The organism is Chachezhania sediminis, assembly GCF_009765275.1.
Classification (GTDB): Bacteria; Pseudomonadota; Alphaproteobacteria; order Rhodobacterales; family Rhodobacteraceae; genus Chachezhania; species Chachezhania sediminis.
In genome coordinates, this window is sequence record NZ_VOPH01000002.1 from 695,596 (window position 1) to 711,751 (window position 16,156).

Annotated in this window: 13 protein-coding genes; 9 read left to right on the forward strand and 4 right to left on the reverse strand. The window is 67.7% G+C overall.

Annotated elements, in window-relative coordinates; all coding sequences use genetic code 11:
- Positions 1-18: 18 nt before the first annotated feature.
- Both FQK05_RS08245 and FQK05_RS08250 read left to right on the forward strand, forming a co-directional pair.
- Complete coding sequence (locus FQK05_RS08245) at positions 19-1,425, forward strand: M16 family metallopeptidase (RefSeq protein ID WP_158965556.1); 1,407 nt, start codon at positions 19-21, stop codon at positions 1,423-1,425.
- Positions 1,422-2,774: a M16 family metallopeptidase gene (locus FQK05_RS08250; RefSeq protein ID WP_158965558.1), complete on the forward strand. Its 1,353-nt coding sequence runs from the start codon at positions 1,422-1,424 to the stop codon at positions 2,772-2,774. The genes FQK05_RS08245 and FQK05_RS08250 overlap by 4 nt, the downstream gene beginning before the upstream one ends.
- A gap of 118 nt (positions 2,775-2,892) precedes the next feature.
- Here FQK05_RS08250 and FQK05_RS08255 read toward each other — a convergent pair whose 3' ends face one another.
- The 4 genes from FQK05_RS08255 to deoC are packed head-to-tail and all read right to left on the reverse strand — an operon-like array spanning position 2,893 to position 7,315.
- Positions 2,893-3,714 carry an SDR family oxidoreductase gene (locus tag FQK05_RS08255; RefSeq protein WP_158965560.1) on the reverse strand — a complete coding sequence of 274 codons (822 nt, stop codon included), beginning with the start codon at positions 3,712-3,714 and terminating at the stop codon, positions 2,893-2,895.
- Positions 3,715-3,738: 24 nt separating this feature from the next.
- Positions 3,739-6,075, reverse strand: a complete 2,337-nt coding sequence (locus tag FQK05_RS08260) for an aldehyde dehydrogenase family protein (RefSeq protein WP_158965562.1) — start codon at positions 6,073-6,075, stop codon at positions 3,739-3,741.
- Positions 6,072-6,320 (reverse strand): DUF1272 domain-containing protein, encoded by a 249-nt coding sequence (locus tag FQK05_RS08265; protein ID WP_158965564.1) that lies wholly within the window; start codon positions 6,318-6,320, stop codon positions 6,072-6,074. The genes FQK05_RS08260 and FQK05_RS08265 overlap by 4 nt, the downstream gene beginning before the upstream one ends.
- A 5-nt stretch (positions 6,321-6,325) precedes the next feature.
- The gene (deoC, locus tag FQK05_RS08270; RefSeq protein ID WP_158965566.1) at positions 6,326-7,315 is read right to left on the reverse strand and encodes a deoxyribose-phosphate aldolase; all 990 of its coding nucleotides are present in this window, start codon (positions 7,313-7,315) and stop codon (positions 6,326-6,328) included.
- Between the two features lie 303 nt (positions 7,316-7,618).
- Between deoC and FQK05_RS08275 the strand changes: the two genes are divergently transcribed.
- The 7 genes from FQK05_RS08275 (at position 7,619) to FQK05_RS08305 (ending at position 16,014) form a co-directional block, all read left to right on the forward strand.
- Positions 7,619-8,614: a metal ABC transporter solute-binding protein, Zn/Mn family gene (locus tag FQK05_RS08275; protein WP_158965568.1), complete on the forward strand. Its 996-nt coding sequence runs from the start codon at positions 7,619-7,621 to the stop codon at positions 8,612-8,614.
- A 1-nt stretch (position 8,615) separates the two neighbouring features.
- Positions 8,616-9,419, forward strand: a complete 804-nt coding sequence (locus FQK05_RS08280) for a metal ABC transporter ATP-binding protein (RefSeq protein ID WP_158965570.1) — start codon at positions 8,616-8,618, stop codon at positions 9,417-9,419.
- Between the two features lie 21 nt (positions 9,420-9,440).
- Complete coding sequence (locus FQK05_RS08285; RefSeq protein WP_158965572.1) at positions 9,441-10,646, forward strand: metal ABC transporter permease; 1,206 nt, start codon at positions 9,441-9,443, stop codon at positions 10,644-10,646.
- The gene (locus FQK05_RS08290; RefSeq protein ID WP_158965574.1) at positions 10,643-11,572 is read left to right on the forward strand and encodes a metal ABC transporter permease; all 930 of its coding nucleotides are present in this window, start codon (positions 10,643-10,645) and stop codon (positions 11,570-11,572) included. Before FQK05_RS08285 ends, FQK05_RS08290 begins: the two co-directional genes overlap by 4 nt.
- Before the next feature lie 131 nt (positions 11,573-11,703).
- Complete coding sequence (locus tag FQK05_RS08295) at positions 11,704-12,762, forward strand: cytochrome ubiquinol oxidase subunit I (RefSeq protein ID WP_158965576.1); 1,059 nt, start codon at positions 11,704-11,706, stop codon at positions 12,760-12,762.
- A 76-nt stretch (positions 12,763-12,838) separates the two neighbouring features.
- On the forward strand, positions 12,839-14,731 hold the full coding sequence (gene mutL, locus FQK05_RS08300) for a DNA mismatch repair endonuclease MutL (protein ID WP_158965578.1): 1,893 nt from the start codon (positions 12,839-12,841) through the stop codon (positions 14,729-14,731).
- A complete protein-coding gene (locus FQK05_RS08305; protein ID WP_158965580.1) occupies positions 14,728-16,014 on the forward strand; it encodes a DNA recombination protein RmuC in 1,287 nt (428 codons plus the stop codon). Before mutL ends, FQK05_RS08305 begins: the two co-directional genes overlap by 4 nt.
- Positions 16,015-16,156: the final 142 nt, after the last annotated feature.

The following is a 16,156-nucleotide window of genomic DNA, read 5'->3' on the forward strand; positions in this document are numbered from 1 at the left end:
GGAGGACCGATACCGCCGATGAACCGACTTTCCGGAACCCTTGCCGCCCTTGCCGCGGCATTCCTCGCGACAGGCATCGCGACCGCCGCCCCGGCGGCCGACCGGCCCGACCCAGTTTCCACCTTCACGCTGGACAACGGCCTGCAGGTCGTCGTGGTCGAGGATCACAGCGCCCCGGTCTTGCAGCACATGCTGTGGTATCGCGCCGGATCCGCGGACGAACCGCTGGGATCCTCGGGCGTGGCGCATTTCCTGGAACACCTGCTGTTCAAGGGCACCGACACGCTGGCGCCCGGCGAATTCTCGGCCACCGTCGCAGCCAACGGCGGGCAGGACAACGCCTTCACCAGCTACGACTACACCGCGTACTACCAGCGCGTCGCCGCCGACCGGCTGGAGCTGATGATGCGGATGGAAGCCGACCGGATGAAGAACCTGAAGCTGAGCGAGGAGGACATCGCCACCGAACGGGACGTCATCCTGGAAGAACGCAACCAGCGGACGGAAAACGAACCCCGGGCGCTGTTCAGCGAACAGATGGGCGCGGCGCAGTACCTGAACCACCGTTACGGCCTGCCCGTGATCGGCTGGCGGCACGAGATGGAGGCGCTGGACCGCGACGCCGCGCTGAATTTCTACCGGACGTATTATTCGCCCAACAACGCGATCCTGGTCGTGGCCGGCGACGTGACGCCGGAACGGGTGCGCGAACTGGCCGAAACCTATTACGGCCCGATCCCGGCCAACCCGGACCTGCCGGAACGGCTGCGCAGCCAGGAACCGCCCCAGACCGCGGCCCGGCGCGTGATCTTCAAGGATCCGCGCGTGGCGCAGCCCTATGTCAGCCGGTCCTACCTTGCGCCCGAACGCGACAGCGGCGCGCAGGAAAAGGCGGCGGCGCTGTCGCTTCTGTCCGAGATCCTGGGCGGCGGTTCGACCTCGTACCTGGCCGACAAGCTTCAGTTCCAGAACCAGGTGGCGATCTATGCCGGAGCCCATTACGGCGGCACCTCGCTGGATGCCACGACCTTCGATTTCACGATCGTCCCTGAAAACGGCGTCTCGCTGGAGGAGGCCGAGGCGGCCCTGGACGCGGCCTTGGCGGATTTCCTGAAGGATGGCGTGGATCCGGAACAGCTGGAGCGGATCAAGACCCAGTACCGCGCGGCCGAAATCTATGCCGGCGACAGCCTGAACCGGATGGCCGACCGTTATGGCCGCGCGCTGAGTTCCGGCCTGACGGTCGAGGACGTGAAGGCCTGGCCCGCGGTGGTGCAGGCGGTGACGGCCGAAGACATCATGCAGGCCGCGCGCGACGTGCTGCGGCCCGAGGCATCGGTGACCGGCTGGCTGATGCGGGCCGAGCCGCCCGAGACGGTGACCGAAGCGGCAACTGAAACCCCGGCAGAGGAGGTGAACCAATGATGCGGTTCGCGACATGGATCAGGGCCGGTGCTGTGGCCGGCTTTCTGGCCGCGGGCCTGGCCCTTCCGGCCGGCGCTGCAGTCGAGATCGAGGACGTCACCACGCCCGCCGGCATCTCGGCCTGGCTGGTCGAGGATCATTCCAACCCGTTCACGGTCCTGGAAATCCGGTTCCGCGGTGGCACGTCGCTGGACCAGCCGGACAAGCGCGGCGCGATCTACCTGATGATGGGCCTTCTGGAAGAAGGCTCGGGCGATCTGGACAGCCGTGCCCATGCCCGCGCGCTGGAAAGCATCGCGGCCTCGGTCGACTACGATGCCTCGGACGACGAGGTGTCGATCACCGCGACCTTCCTGACCGAAAGCCGGGACGAGGCGATGGCGCTTCTGCACGATGCCCTGCACGATCCGCATTTCGACCCCGACGATATCGACCGCGTGCGCCGGCAGGTGCTGTCGTCGCTGGCGTCCGACCTGCAGGATCCGAACGCGATCGCGGGCAAGACCTTTTCGGCCATGGCCTTCGGCGACCACCCCTATGGCAGCCCGGGCGAAGGCACGATCGAAAGCGTTTCCGCCCTGACCCGGGACGATATCGTGGCGGCCTATGACGCGGTCTTCGCGCGCGACCGCCTGTATGTGGGCGCCGTGGGCGACATCACCGCGCCGGAACTGTCCGAAATCGTGGACGGCCTGCTGGCGGACCTGCCGGAAACCGGCGCGCCCCTGCCGGGTAAAGCCGATTTCCAGATGACCGGTGGCGTGACGGTGGTCCCGTTCGAGACGCCGCAGTCGGTGGCGATCTTCGGGCAGAAGGGGCTGGACCGGGACGATCCCGATTTCTTCGCGGCCTATGTGCTGAACCAGATCCTGGGGTCCGGGGGGTTCGAAAGCCGCCTGATGAACGAAGTGCGGGAAAAGCGCGGCCTGACCTATGGCGTTTATTCCTATCTGGTGCCCAAGGACCACGCGGCGATCTACATGGGCAGCGTGGCATCGGGGAACGACCGCATCGCCGAAGCCGTGGAGGTGATCCGCGACGAATGGCGCCGCATGGCCGAAGAGGGCGTGACTCAGGAGGAACTGGACAAGGCCAAGACCTACCTGACCGGGGCCTTCCCGCTGCGTTTCGACGGGAATGGCCGGGTCGCGTCGATCATGGTCGGCATGCAGATGGAAGGCCTGCCGGTCGATTACATCGCGACCCGGAACGACAAGGTGAACGCGGTCACGCTGGATGACGTGAACCGGGTCGCGCGCGAATTGCTGGATCCGGATGGCCTGCACTTCGTCGTCGTGGGTCAGCCGATCGGCATGACCTCGACCCCGGTTCCGGGCAGCGAGGGCTGAAACCCGGTGCACGGCAAGGCGCTTTTCAAGCGCCTTCGCCGCCCGGCCGGCAGCTCCGGGCGACCGGCAATGGAACCGCAAGGAAGCCGCTTGCAAGGCGGCTTCGCGGCCGCGCCCGTCAGCGCCCGGCGACCTGGCGCAGCATGGTGCCCAGCTGCTGGCTCAGCATTCCCAGCCCGCCCTGGTACAGCGCCCCGTCGACCGCGATCACGGTACCGCTGACATAGGACGCCAGCGGCGAGGACAGGAACAGACACATCCCGGCAATATCGGCCTTGGTCCCGAACCGGTTCAGGGGGATCGCGGCCATGGTGGCCGCCTTTGCCTCATCCGTCGGGGCCAGACGCTCGGCGCCTTCGGTCTCTTCGATGAAGCCCGGGACGACCGAATTGATCCGGATCCCCTCGTGCCCCCATTCCATCGCCAGCGTCCGGGTGATCTGGTCCACCCCAGCCTTGGCCGCGCAGACATGGACCTGGCCCTCGCAGGGCAGATAGGCCTGCGGTGCGGAAATCGAGATCACGGACGCCCCTGGCCGCCTCAGAAACGGATAGGCGGCCTTCATCACGTGGACAGTGCCCATCAGGTCGATATCGACGACGGTCTTGAAGGCGTTGTTCGACATCTCGGACATCAGAGCCGGGAAGTTCCCTGCCGCGCCCGAGACCAGCACGTCGAAATCCCCCAGCTTCGCCTGGAAGCTTGCCAGCCCTTCGGCCACGCCCACGGGATCGCGCACGTCGAAGGACGTGCCCATGGCGACCTCGGCCCCCGCGGCCTCAAGCGCCTTGACGGTATCGGCGACCTTTTCCGGGTTGCGACTGGCCACGGCCACCTTCGCCCCCGCGGCGGCAAAGCCTTCGGCCACGCCCCGGTTGATGCCGCTGGTGCCGCCCACGACCACCACCGTCTTGCCTGCGAAATCCAATGTCAGGTTCATTTGCTCCCCTCTCTTTTGCGAAAATCATTCCCCGTAGGGGATCCAGACCGTCCGGACCTCGGTCGCTTCCTCCAGGAACGGCCGCAGGTCGCGGTCCGTCCAGTCGGTCGCCAGGCCATGGTTCACCCAGGTCCGCTTCAGGTTCCCGGCCGAGGCCCGTTCCACCACGCCCGACAGGTCTGCGGCGGAGAAGGACCAGACCGCGTCCACGTCCAGATGCGCGGCCATCACCGGCGCCAGGTCCGCCTGGGCCCCGGTCAGGATGTTCGCCACGCCCCCCGGCACGTCGGAGGTATCGAGAACCTGGTAGAACTCCGTCGCCACCAGCGGCGCGCCTTCGCAGGCGGCCAGCACGACCCGGTTCCCCATCGCCATGGCCGAGGCCAGCGCAGTCACCATCCACAGCAGCGGCGCCTCTTCCGGGCACAGAATGCCCAGGACGCCCACCGGAACCCTGGTCGCCAGCGCCACGCCCTTCAGCGGCACGCCCGCGATCCGGCCGTCGAACTTGTCGGCCCAGGCGGCGGCCGTGAACAAACGGTCCAGCGTCGCCTCGACCTCTGACACACCATCGCCCCGGCCGGAGGCCGCATCCAGCAGCCCGGCGAAATCCCCTGCCCGGGCGCCAAGGTTTTCGGCCATGTAATACAGCACCTGCGCCCGCTGGTGCCCCGACATCGACGCCCAGCCCGATGCGGCATGGGCCGCCTCGACCGCATTCCGCACGTCCTTGCGGCTGCCCATGCCGACATGGCCCAGGAGTGCACCGCCGGCCCCGTGCACCGCGCGGACATAGCCGCTGTCGGGTCGGGCCTGCTTGCCGCCGATGTAGAGCTTCGGTGTCCGGTCGATGCCCGGCGAAAGCTCTGCCACCGTCTTGCCGGCGGCGGGTACCTTCAGTGGCGCGGGTTCGACCGCGGGCCTGGTATAGGCCGAAAGCCCTTCCCAACCGCCTTCGCGGCCGAAGCCGCTTTCCCGCACGCCGCCGAATCCGGCCGCCGCATCGAACAGGTTGGTCGCGTTCACCCAGACCACGCCTGCCGCCAACCTCGGCGCGATGTCGAGCGCGAGGTTCACGTTCTCGCTCCATACCGTGGCGGCCAGCCCGTAGCGGGTGTTGTTGGCCAGCTGCACCGCCTCGGCCTTGGTGCGGAAGGTGGTCGACACGAGCACGGGGCCAAAGATCTCCTCCTGCATCAGGGGATCTGCGGGCTCCAGCCCCTCGATCAGGGTCGGGGGATAGAAGCAGCCGGTGCCGGGCAGGGGGGACGCCGCGCGGTGGATCAGCCCGCCCGCGCAGCCATCGACCATCGCTGCGACGCGGGTCAGCTGTTCGGGCGCGACCATGGCGCCGACGTCGATGCTCTTGTCCAGCGGATCGCCGATGCGCAGCTTGTCCATCCGGGCCTTCAGTCGGGCGTGGAAGTCGTCGGCCACGCTTTCCTGCACGATCAGGCGGGATCCGGCACAGCAGACCTGGCCCTGGTTGAACCAGATCGCGTCCACCAGACCTTCGACAGCGCTGTCCAGGTCCGCGTCCTCGAAAACGATGTAGGGGGACTTGCCGCCCAGCTCCAGCGTCAGGCGCTTGCCCGTCCCGGCGGTGGTTTCGCGGATCCTTCGCCCGACCTCGGTCGATCCGGTGAAGGCGATCTTGTCGACCTTCGCGCCCACGATCATCTCGCCCACCGCCCCGTCGCCGGTCACGATGTTGACGACGCCCTTGGGCAGGCTGGCCTGCTGGCAGATATCGGCGAACAGAAGCGCGGTCAGGGACGTCCACTCCGCCGGCTTCAGCACCACGGTATTGCCCATGGCCAGCGCCGGCGCGATCTTCCAGGCCAGCATCAGCAGCGGGAAGTTCCACGGCACGATCTGGCCGCAGACACCGACGGCGCGACGACCGGGTAACTCGGTCTCCATCAGTTGGGCCATACCGGCGTGGTAATAGAAATGCCGCTGCGCCAGCGGCACGTCGATGTCGCGGCTTTCCCGGATCGGCTTGCCGTTGTCCATCGTTTCCAGCACCGCGAACAGCCGCGCGTGTTTCTGCAACAGGCGCGCCAGCGCATAGAGGTATCGCGCCCGGCCAGCGCCGCCCAGGCCTTCCCACGCAGGCTGCGCCGCGCGGGCGGCGGCAACGGCGGCATCCACGTCCCCGGCGGTCGCCTGTGTCAGGGTCGCCAGCACCTCGCCCGTCGCGGGGTTGACCGTCTCGAACGCGTCGCCCGGGGCCGTGAAGCCACCGTCGATGAAATGCCCGAACCGCCCGTCACGGGCGGCGATCCAGTCCCGCGCTTCGGCAGTACTTTCCGGGGCGGTTCCATAGCTCATGGTGGCGAAGATCTCGGCGATGCTCACGCGGCTTTCCCGCAACCTTCGGGATGGAAGACCCGCGTGGTCGAGGCCGGGTGCCTGGCCAGCATGTTGACCGGACGGATCGGGCGGGGGACGAAGTTGCCGCCGCAATTGGGGCAGACGCCGCCCAGCACATCGTCCACGCAATCCGCGCAGAAGGTGCATTCATAGGTGCAGATCCGCGCGTCCGGGCTTTCCGGGGGCAGGTCCTTGTTGCAGCATTCGCAGTTGGGCTTCAGTACCATCATTGCGCTTACCCCATCGGATGGCGCCACGCGGCGGAATAGGCGCCGGTGACATGGTGTTCCAGTTGGCGTTCGATATCGCCCAGAAGGGACGACGCCCCGAAGCGGAAGAGGTGGGGGGAAAGCCAGTCGTCCCCAAGCTCTTCCTTGATCATCGACAGGTAGACCAGCGCGTCCTTCGCCTTGGATATTCCGCCGGCGGGCTTGTAGCCGACGCGGAACCCGGTCGCCGCGTGATAGGCCCGGATGGCGCGCAGCATGACCAGCGTGACGGGAAGCGTGGCATTGACGCTTTCCTTCCCCGTGGACGTCTTGATGAAATCCGCCCCGGCCATCATCGCCACCAGCGAGGCCTTGGCGACATTGCGCAGCGACCCCAGTTCGCCGGTGGCCAGGATCGCCTTCAGATGGGCCTCGCCACAGGCGGCGCGGAAGGTGCGGACCTCGTCGTATAGCGCCTGCCAGTCGCCGGTCAGCACGTGCCGGCGGGAAATGACGATGTCGATCTCGGCTGCGCCCGCGGCGACGCTTTCGCCGATTTCCGCCACCCGCAGATGAAAGGGCGACAGGCCCGCCGGAAAGCCGGTGGAGACAGCGGCGACCGGGATGCCCGATCCGTCCAGTGCCTGAACGGCGGGCGCGATCATGTCGTGATAGACGCAGACCGCGCCGACGGTGATGGGGCCCATGCCCATCGCATCCAGCAGGTCGATCCGGACCGGGGCCCTGGCCTTGGCGCACAGGCGCCGCACACGGCCCGGCGTGTCGTCGCCCGATAGGGTCGTCAGGTCGATGCAGGTCACGGCTTTCAGAAGCCAGGCCGCCTGATGATCCTTTTTGACCGACCGTCGGCCCGGCAAGGTCGCTGCGCGGCGTTCGATGGCAGGCGTGTTGGCCTGTGCCGACCGGACCCAGCCCATGTCCAGCGCCATGCCGGGATTGCGCGGTTCGCTGTGCGCCGGAACGGCGCCTGCACCGGTGGCGGATTCCATCTTCATGCCGGCCTCCCTTCCATGGCCGGGACGGTGGCATGGGCCCGGCATCAAGGCAAGGCCCGGCCCGTGGTCCGTCTCCGTATCGCGGCCCGCCGAATCGGGTGCCGCGGGCCCGCCGGGGCATTCGGAGTTCCGAATTTCGCCCGAATTCTGTGCAAAATGCACGGAAATCATGGATCGGACGCCGGTCCGGGATGTGTGGTTTGTCCGTTCCGGGGCCTTCTTGCGAATAAGTCGCAAAAACATTGACAGAGTTGCGAACGGCTCTCATATTCGTTCTAACATAGAGCCAGGGATCTGTTAGCCATGTGGACGCCAGCGCGCCGAACCGGCCGCCGCGGAATACTGAAGAATGTCGCCGCCGCGGTGACGCTTGTTGCCTTGTCGGTCTTTTCCACCGAAACCCGGGCCGGGGACGCGACCCTGAACGTGGTCGCCACCACCGGCATGATCGCCGACGCGGCCCGCCAGATCGGCGGCGATGCGGTCGAGGTGAAGGCCCTGATGGGGCCGGGGGTCGACCCCCATTCCTATCGTCAGACCCGGTCGGACATCGTCGCCATGACCCGGGCAGATATTGTGCTGTACCACGGGCTGTACCTTGAAGCGCAGATGGAGCAGTTCCTGCAGGACCTGGCGCGCAACCGGAACGTCGTGCCGGTGGCCGATGCGCTGCCCAAGGATCTTCTGCGCGCCAATATCGACTATGAAAACAAGTTCGACCCCCATGTCTGGATGGCGCCGGAGCTGTGGTCCGGCGTGGTGGTCGAGGTGGAGCGCGCGCTGAGCGAAGCCCGCCCCGAGATGGCAGAAACCTTCGCCGCCAATACAGAGGCCTATCTGGAACAGATCGACCGCCTGCACGACTATGCCGTGGAAACCCTGTCTAAGGTTCCGGCCCAGTCGCGGGTGCTGGTCACCGCCCATGACGCCTTCGGGTACTTCGGCGAGGCCTACGGTTTCGAGGTGCTGGGGATCCAGGGCGTCTCGACCGAGAGCGAGGCCGGGCTGAACCGGATCCGGACGCTGGTCAATGCGCTGGTGGACAACGACGTCCGTGCGGTCTTTGTCGAAAGCTCCGTCTCGGACCGCAACATGCGGGCGCTGGTCGAAGGGGCAGAGGCCCGGGGGCACGAGGTTGCCATCGGTGGCGAACTTTTCAGCGACGCCATGGGCCGGGACGGGACCTATGAAGGGACCTATGTCGGCATGATCGACCACAACGTCACGACCATCGCCAGTGCACTGGGGGCCGACGTGCCCGCCGGCGGCATGGACGGCAAGCTTTCCCCGGGGATCTGACATGCTGGAACTCGCAACTGCCGACGGTCGCGTGCCGGCCGATGACGCCCGCAAGGACAGCCCGCTGGCGGTCCGCGGCCTGACCGTGTCCTACGGTGAAAAGCCGGCCGTCTTCTCGGTCGACATGACGGTGCCGAAAGGATCGATGACCGCGATCATCGGACCCAACGGTGCCGGCAAGTCGACCATGCTGAAGGCGGTGTTGGGCATCGTGAAACCCCTGTCGGGCCAGGTAGAGGTCTTTGGCTGTCCGCTGGCCGATCAGCGGGCCAGGATCGCCTATGTGCCCCAGCGCGCCAGCGTCGACTGGGATTTCCCGACCAGGGTGATCGACGTCGTGCTGATGGGCCTGTACCGCGAGGTCGGACTGCTGGGCCGCCTGCGCGGCGCCCATGTCGACCGCGCGCGGTCCTGCCTGGACCGGGTCGGCATGGCGGCATTTGCCGACCGCCAGATCGGCCAGTTGTCCGGCGGCCAGCAGCAGCGGGTCTTCCTGGCCCGTGCCCTGGCGCAGGACGCCGACCTCTATCTTCTGGACGAACCCTTCGCCGGTGTGGATGCCGCGACCGAAAAGGCGATCATCGCCGTCCTGAAATCGCTGAAATCCGAAGGCAAGACCGTCGTTGCCGTGCACCATGACCTGGCGACCGTGCGGGACTATTTCGATCATGTCTTCCTGATCAACGTCCGCCGCATTGCCGAAGGCCCCGTCGACGAGGCCTTCACCGCCGAAACCCTGCAAGAGGCCTATGGCGGGCGGCTGGCCAGCACGCAGGTGGACCAGCTTTCGGCCGTCCTGGCCTGACTGAACTGAAGGATCCGACCCATGCTGGCCGACGCGCTGCTTCTGCAGCTTGGCTACAACGCCACCCTGGTGGCCATCGGGGCGACGCTTCTGGGCGTGGCCGCCGGCATGACGGGCGCGTTCCTGTACCTGCGCAAGCGCGCGCTGGTCAGCGACGCGATTTCCCATTCGACTTTGCCAGGCGTGGGTCTGGCCTTCATCGTCATGGTGGCGCTGGGCGGTGACGGGCGGGCACTGCCCGGCCTGTTGCTGGGATCCGCCCTGTCGGCCTGGGCCGGGCTTCTTTGCCTGGGCTGGCTGGTCCGCCGCACGCGACTGGCGGAAGACGCGGCGATCGGCGCGGTGCTGTCGGTCTTCTTCGGCGTGGGCATTGTCCTTCTGACCGTGATCCAGACCATGTCCGCGGGCAAGCAGGCGGGGCTGGAGAACTTCCTTCTGGGTTCGACCGCCGGAATGCTGCGGACGGACGCGATCGTCATCGCCGTGGGGGGGCTAGCGATCCTGGCCGCGATCTTCGTCCTGCGCCGCCCGATGCTGGAGGTGGCTTTCGACCCCGAATATGCCGCCGCGCGGGGCGTGAATGTCGACCGGGTGGATCTGGCGATGATGGGTCTTGTCATGGCGGTGACGGTCGTGGGCCTGAAAGTCGTGGGCCTGATCCTGATCGTGGCGCTGCTGATCATCCCGTCGGTGACCGCCCGGTTCTGGACCGAACGCGCCGACCGGGTGATCCTGATCGGCGGTCTGGTGGGCGGTCTGGCAGGCTATGCCGGCGCGGCCCTGTCTGCGGCAGAACCCAAGGTGCCCACGGGCCCGATCATCGTGCTGATGGCCTTTGTCCTCTTCCTGCTGTCACTGATGCTGGCCCCCGGCCGCGGCGTCCTGGCGGCGCTGATCCGCCACCTGCGGTTTCAGCAGCGCGTCCACCTGCGGCAGGGTCTTCTGGCGCTGGCGCAGGCCCAGCCGATCTACGAGGTGCGCACCCGCCGCCTGTTGCGGCGTGCCGGCCTGGCCCGGGCCGATGGCGTGGCGACCGAGGCGGGGCGCGCCCGTGCCGCCCGGGCGCTTCGCGACGAGAAACGGTGGGAGATCGTGCGCACCGACCCCGCGCACGAGGCGGCGGCCGAATTCTATGACGGGCTGACCGATATCGACACCGTCCTGACCTCCGACCAGATCGCCGAGATCGACGCAAGGATCGGTGCACCAAAGGGGGTCCCTGCATGATGGGCGCCGAATTCGTTCCGCTGTCGCTGCCGCCGATGCTGATCGGCACCTTTGCCGCCATCGCCTGCGCGCTGCCCGGCAACTTCCTTCTGCTGCGCCGTCAGGCCCTGATCGGCGACGCGATTTCCCACGTGGTCCTGCCAGGCATCGTCGCGGCCTTCCTGCTGACCGGTATGGTGTCGACATGGCCGATGATGCTGGGCGCCATGGCCGCGGCCGTCCTGGCCGTCCTGCTGATCGAGACGATCCGTCGTCTGGGCAAGATCGAACCCGGCGCCGCGATGGGGGTGATCTTCACCTCGATGTTCGCGGGGGGCGTGCTGCTTCTGGAGATGACCGATACATCGGCCGTCCACCTGGATGTGCAGCACGCGCTTTACGGCAATCTTGAAAGCCTGATCTGGCTGGATGCGACCGGCTGGTCCTCGCTTCTGGACCCGGATGCCCTGCGGTATCTGCCGGCCGAGCTTCCGCGGATGGCGATCACGCTGGTCGTGGTCGCGCTGTTCATCGCGGCGATCTGGCGGCCTCTGAAGATTTCCACCTTCGACGAAGGCTTTGCCCGCACGCTGGGCATCCCCACGGGTCTGATCGGCATGGCGCTGGTGACGGTCGCTGCGGTGGCCGCGGTGGCGGCCTTCGATGCCGTGGGATCCATCATCGTGATCGCCATGTTCATCTGCCCGCCCGCCGCCGCGCGGATGATGACCAACCGGCTGGAACGCCAGATCGGGTGGAGCGTCGTCTTCGCAACGATCTCGGCCGTGCTGGGGTACGTTCTGGCAGGCTATGGCCCGCTGTGGCTGGGTGCACAGGACGCGGTCAGCGCCGCAGGGATGATTGCCACCGTTTCGGGCCTGATCCTGGGGATCACGGCGCTGGCCGGTCCCTGCCGGACCCGTTCCGGCGCGCCCGAAGGCGCCTGACCCGGCAGCCTTCAGGACGGCGTTCCGGACCGGCCGGTCCTGCGGCGCCCGGTCGCTGTCTGGGCCTTTGACCGAAGGGCCATCGTCCCCCATATTAAAATTTCCTTCCGAAACACTAACCCACGGTTGACATGGACGTCCTCCTGCTGGCCCGGACGCAGTTTGGGATTCTGGCCTCCTTCCACGCTCTGTTCCCGGCGATCACCCTGATGCTGGGCTGGGTGCTGTTCGGGCTTTACGCCCGTGCCCTGCGGCAGCGGGACAGCGGCGGTGCGTCGGCACGGGACAAGCGCCGCGTGCGGGCGTTCTGGACGCGGGTCCATGCGCTGGCCTTCATGCTGAGCGGGATATCGGCCCTGGCGCTGTCTGCGCAGGCCGCGGTGCTGCAGGGGACCGAGGCGGTGTTTTCCCCACTGGCGGGTCTTGGGTTCCTGGTGGCCTTCGGCATGCAGGCGCTGGGTCTTGTCGTCCTGCTGGCCCGCCGGATGGTGGTGCGCCGCCGCGTGCAGGCGGCGGGTGCGCTGCTGGTGGCGTTGGGCGGCACGCTCTGGTCCGCGGAACTGGCGATCCTCGGCTACCTGGTGGGCGGGGCCGCGGCCGGCGTCACGCTGCTGCAAAGCGGGCTTCTGGCGCTCCTGATCTCGAACCTGACGGTGGGCAGCCTGCTGTCGGGTCTGTCTTCGCTGCGGATCCTGACGGGCGAACGGACGCGGGCGCAACGCGCGATGCTGCGGACCGGTCTGTGGATGACGGCGCTGTCGGCGCCCCTGATTGTCCTCTTCTGCGCCCGGCTGGCCCGGCTGGACGGCACCCAGGCGACGGTCTTTGCCGTGGCGCTGGTGGCGCTGGCGCTGCTGTCCTGGGCCACGCTCAGCCTACAGCCGCGCCATGGCAGCCAGGTGGCCGTGGGCCTGCCTTCGCCCGGCCTGCTGACGGGCCTTCTGGGGGCCAGCTTCGCCGGCTGGCCGGTGACGCTAATCCTGCTGCACGGCGCGGTGCCGCTGCGGGCGCTGATGCCGCTGCCCCTGCCAGCGGGCGTCGCCGGGGACCTGCCGCAGACCATGGTGGCCTATGCAGCCGTGACCGTCCTGCTGGTCGCCTTCTTCTGTGCGGCCATCGTCGGCATGGCCCGGAATGCCGCTGTCGAACGGTCTGCCAGGATCGGCATGGGGCTGCTGCCGGCCGAGTGATCGCGGGCAACCATTCCGCAGGATCCGGGCCCAGGGCCGCTGGCAGAATCGCGGCAGCGGTGCTAGGTCTTGGGGCATGTCTCAGCCAGACCCCAATATCGGCGACCTGCCTGCACGATCCGTGATCCGTCAGCTGGACGATGCCGCAATCAACCGCATCGCCGCGGGCGAGGTCGTGGAACGCCCGGCGTCAGCCGTGAAGGAACTGGTGGAAAATGCCATCGACGCGGGTGCGCACCGGGTGACAGTGGACATCGCCGATGCCGGCAAGACGCTGATCCGGGTGATGGACGATGGCTGCGGCATTCCTGCAGCGGAACTGCCGCTGGCGCTTTCGCGCCATGCCACGTCCAAGATCGACGGGTCGGACCTTCTGAACATCCACACCTTCGGCTTCCGGGGCGAGGCGCTGCCGTCGCTCGCCGCCGTCGGTCGCCTGACCATCACCAGCCGCGTCGCGGGGGAACCGGCGCATGCCCTGTCCGTCACCGGCGGCCGCATGGGCGATGTCCGGCCGGCGGCCCACAATCCCGGCACCACGGTCGAACTGCGAGAGATCTTCTACGCCACGCCCGCGCGCCTGAAGTTCCTGCGGTCGGACCGGGCCGAGGCGCAGGCGGTGACCGATGTCGTGAAGCGCCTGGCGATGGCCGAACCGGCCGTGGGTTTCGTCCTGCGCGACGTATCCGGCGGGGATGCGCGCGAACTCTTCCGCGCGGATGCCGAACAGGGGGACCTGTTCGAGGCGCTGTCGTCCCGCCTTGGCACCGTGATGGGCCGCGCCTTCGTGGAAAACGCCCTGCCCATCGACGCGCTGCGCGAAGGCCTGCACCTGACCGGGCTGGCCGCGCTTCCCACCTATTCGCGCGGCGCCGCCGTGGCGCAGTACCTTTTCGTCAACGGCCGTCCGGTCCGGGACAAGATGCTGACCGGCGCCCTGCGTGCGGCCTATTTCGATTACCTTTCCCGCGACAGGCACCCGGCGGCGGCGCTCTTCATCGACTGCGATCCGGAACTGGTCGACGTGAACGTCCACCCGGCAAAGACCGAGGTGCGGTTCCGCGATCCCGGCCTGGCTCGCGGGCTGATCGTCTCGGGCCTGCGCCATGCCCTGGCGCAGGCCGGGCACCGCGCCTCGACCACCGTCGCTGGCGCCACGCTGGGCGCGATGCGGCCCGAAGCGCGCCACGAATCCTTTGGCCATGAACCCGTTGGCCAGGCACCCCAGCCTACGGCCCGCATCTACCAGATGGACCGTCCGTCCGAATCCGCGCGGCGCATGTCCTACCAGATGCAGGCGCCGGCCCCCGGTTTCGACGGCATGGCCGAAGCCTATAGCGGCCGGGTCGTCGTACCCGAGGACCCGGAACGCGAAGCCCCTCGCGAACAGCTGCCGCTGGGCGCCGCTCGCGGCCAGGTGCACGAAACCTACATCATCGCCCAGACCGCCGACGGCATGGTCATCGTCGATCAGCACGCGGCGCACGAACGTCTGGTCTATGAACGGCTGAAGGCCCAGATGGCGGAAAAGGGCGTGGCTGCCCAGGCCCTGCTGATCCCGGACATCGTCGACCTGCCCGCTGCCGACTGCTCCCGCCTTCTGGAGGTTGCCGAAGACCTTCACCGCATGGGTCTGGGCATCGAACCCTTCGGCGGAACGTCGATCGCCGTGCGCGAGACGCCCGCGATCCTCGGTCCCGTGAATGCCGATGCGCTTCTGCGCGACATCGTCGACGAACTGGCCGACCAGGACGGATCCCTGACCCTTCAGGCCCGGATCGAGGCGGTGCTGAGCCGCATGGCCTGCCACGGTTCCGTCCGTGCCGGCCGCCGTATGGGCGCGGAAGAGATGAACGCCCTTTTGCGCGAGATGGAGGCCACGCCTCATTCCGGCCAGTGCAACCACGGCCGCCCGACCTATGTCGAACTGAAGCTGTCGGACATCGAAAGGCTTTTCGGCCGCGCATGATTCAGATCGGCGAATATGTCATCGACCCGGCCCAGCCGGAAGGCCAGCTGATCCTGGGCGGGGCAGGGCTGGTCGTGCTGGTCCTTCTGCTTCTGGTGCTGACCATCCGGGCCTCGGCCCGGTCGGCACGGATGGCGGCGCCCCTGGCGCGGCAGATGGCGATGATGGGCGAAACGCTTCGCGCGCTGGGGCAGGGGCAGGAACAGCTGCGCGGCGGTCTTCAGCAGGTCTCCGACACGCAGGCCAATGCCCAGGTACAACTGATCCAGACGGTCGAGGCGCGGCTGAGCCATGTCCAGCAGCAGATGTCGGACCGTCTGGCGGGGGTGCAGCAGAACATGGCCGACCGGCTGGCCGACAATGCCATGCGCTCGTCCCGTGCCCTGACCGAGATGCACGAGAAGATGAACGCCTCGCTCTCCGGCGCGTCGAAGCAGACGGTCACCTCGCTGACCCGGCTGCAGGAACGGCTGGCGGTCATCGACAAGGCACAGGACAATATCACCAAGCTTTCGGGCGACGTCCTCGGCCTCCAGGACATCCTGTCGAACAAGCAGACCCGTGGCGCTTTCGGGGAAATCCAGCTGAACGACATCGTCTCGAAGGCGCTGCCGGCGGGCAGCTATACCCTTCAGGCGACGCTGTCGAACGGCAGGCGGGCCGACTGCCTGATCCACCTGCCGAACCCGCCGGGTCCCATCGCGATCGATTCGAAGTTCCCGCTGGAAGCCTACGAGGCGATCCGCGCCGCCCATGGCCCGGCCGAAGCGAAGGCCGCTGCTCAGGGTTTTCGCGCGGCGGTGCGCGCCCATATAAAGGCGATCTCGGAGAAATATATCCTCGACGGGGAAACCGCCGACGGCGCCCTGATGTTCCTCCCGTCCGAAGCGGTCTATGCCGAGCTTCACGCCAATTTTCCCGAAGTGGTGCGCGAAGGATTCGCGGCGCGGGTCTGGATCGTCTCGCCCACCACCTGCATGGCCACGCTGAACACGATGCGCGCGATCCTGAAGGACGCCCGCATGCGCGAACAGGCCGGCGCCATCCGCCGCGAACTGGGGCTGTTGCACAAGGACGTGGAACGGCTGGGCGACCGGGTCGAAAACCTGGATCGTCACTTTCATCAGGCGTCCAGGGACATCTCGGAAATCAAGATATCGGCCGACAAGGCTGGCCGCCGTGCCCAGCGTCTCGACAATTTCGACTTCGAGGATATTGCCCCCGAAGCGCCCGACCTGAAGCTCTCGCCCGCAGGCGCCGAGCCGGCCGAACCGGCGGAGTGATCGCGTCCCCGACGGGCCACCGCTGGCCGGCCGGCCAGTGCCGCCCTTGCCAGCGACCCCCTTACGGGCTCCGCCGAACCGCCTCGGGCGCGGTGCCGTGCGCGCCGCACCGGGGGGCCGGGACCGACCCTCTGCCTTCTTC

Excerpts from the sequence above, each read along its gene's own strand:
- FQK05_RS08280 (WP_158965570.1), top strand. The coding sequence starts at position 8,616 with ATGCTGGAACTCGCAACTGCCGACGGTCGCGTGCCGGCCGATGACGCC.
- FQK05_RS08275 (WP_158965568.1), top strand. The coding sequence starts at position 7,619 with ATGTGGACGCCAGCGCGCCGAACCGGCCGCCGCGGAATACTGAAGAAT.
- FQK05_RS08250 (WP_158965558.1), top strand. The coding sequence starts at position 1,422 with ATGATGCGGTTCGCGACATGGATCAGGGCCGGTGCTGTGGCCGGCTTT.
- deoC (WP_158965566.1), bottom strand. The coding sequence starts at position 7,315 with ATGAAGATGGAATCCGCCACCGGTGCAGGCGCCGTTCCGGCGCACAGC.
- FQK05_RS08285 (WP_158965572.1), top strand. The coding sequence starts at position 9,441 with ATGCTGGCCGACGCGCTGCTTCTGCAGCTTGGCTACAACGCCACCCTG.
- FQK05_RS08290 (WP_158965574.1), top strand. The coding sequence starts at position 10,643 with ATGATGGGCGCCGAATTCGTTCCGCTGTCGCTGCCGCCGATGCTGATC.
- FQK05_RS08295 (WP_158965576.1), top strand. The coding sequence starts at position 11,704 with ATGGACGTCCTCCTGCTGGCCCGGACGCAGTTTGGGATTCTGGCCTCC.
- FQK05_RS08305 (WP_158965580.1), top strand. The coding sequence starts at position 14,728 with ATGATTCAGATCGGCGAATATGTCATCGACCCGGCCCAGCCGGAAGGC.
- mutL (WP_158965578.1), top strand. The coding sequence starts at position 12,839 with ATGTCTCAGCCAGACCCCAATATCGGCGACCTGCCTGCACGATCCGTG.
- FQK05_RS08265 (WP_158965564.1), bottom strand. The coding sequence starts at position 6,320 with ATGATGGTACTGAAGCCCAACTGCGAATGCTGCAACAAGGACCTGCCC.
- FQK05_RS08255 (WP_158965560.1), bottom strand. The coding sequence starts at position 3,714 with ATGAACCTGACATTGGATTTCGCAGGCAAGACGGTGGTGGTCGTGGGC.
- FQK05_RS08245 (WP_158965556.1), top strand. The coding sequence starts at position 19 with ATGAACCGACTTTCCGGAACCCTTGCCGCCCTTGCCGCGGCATTCCTC.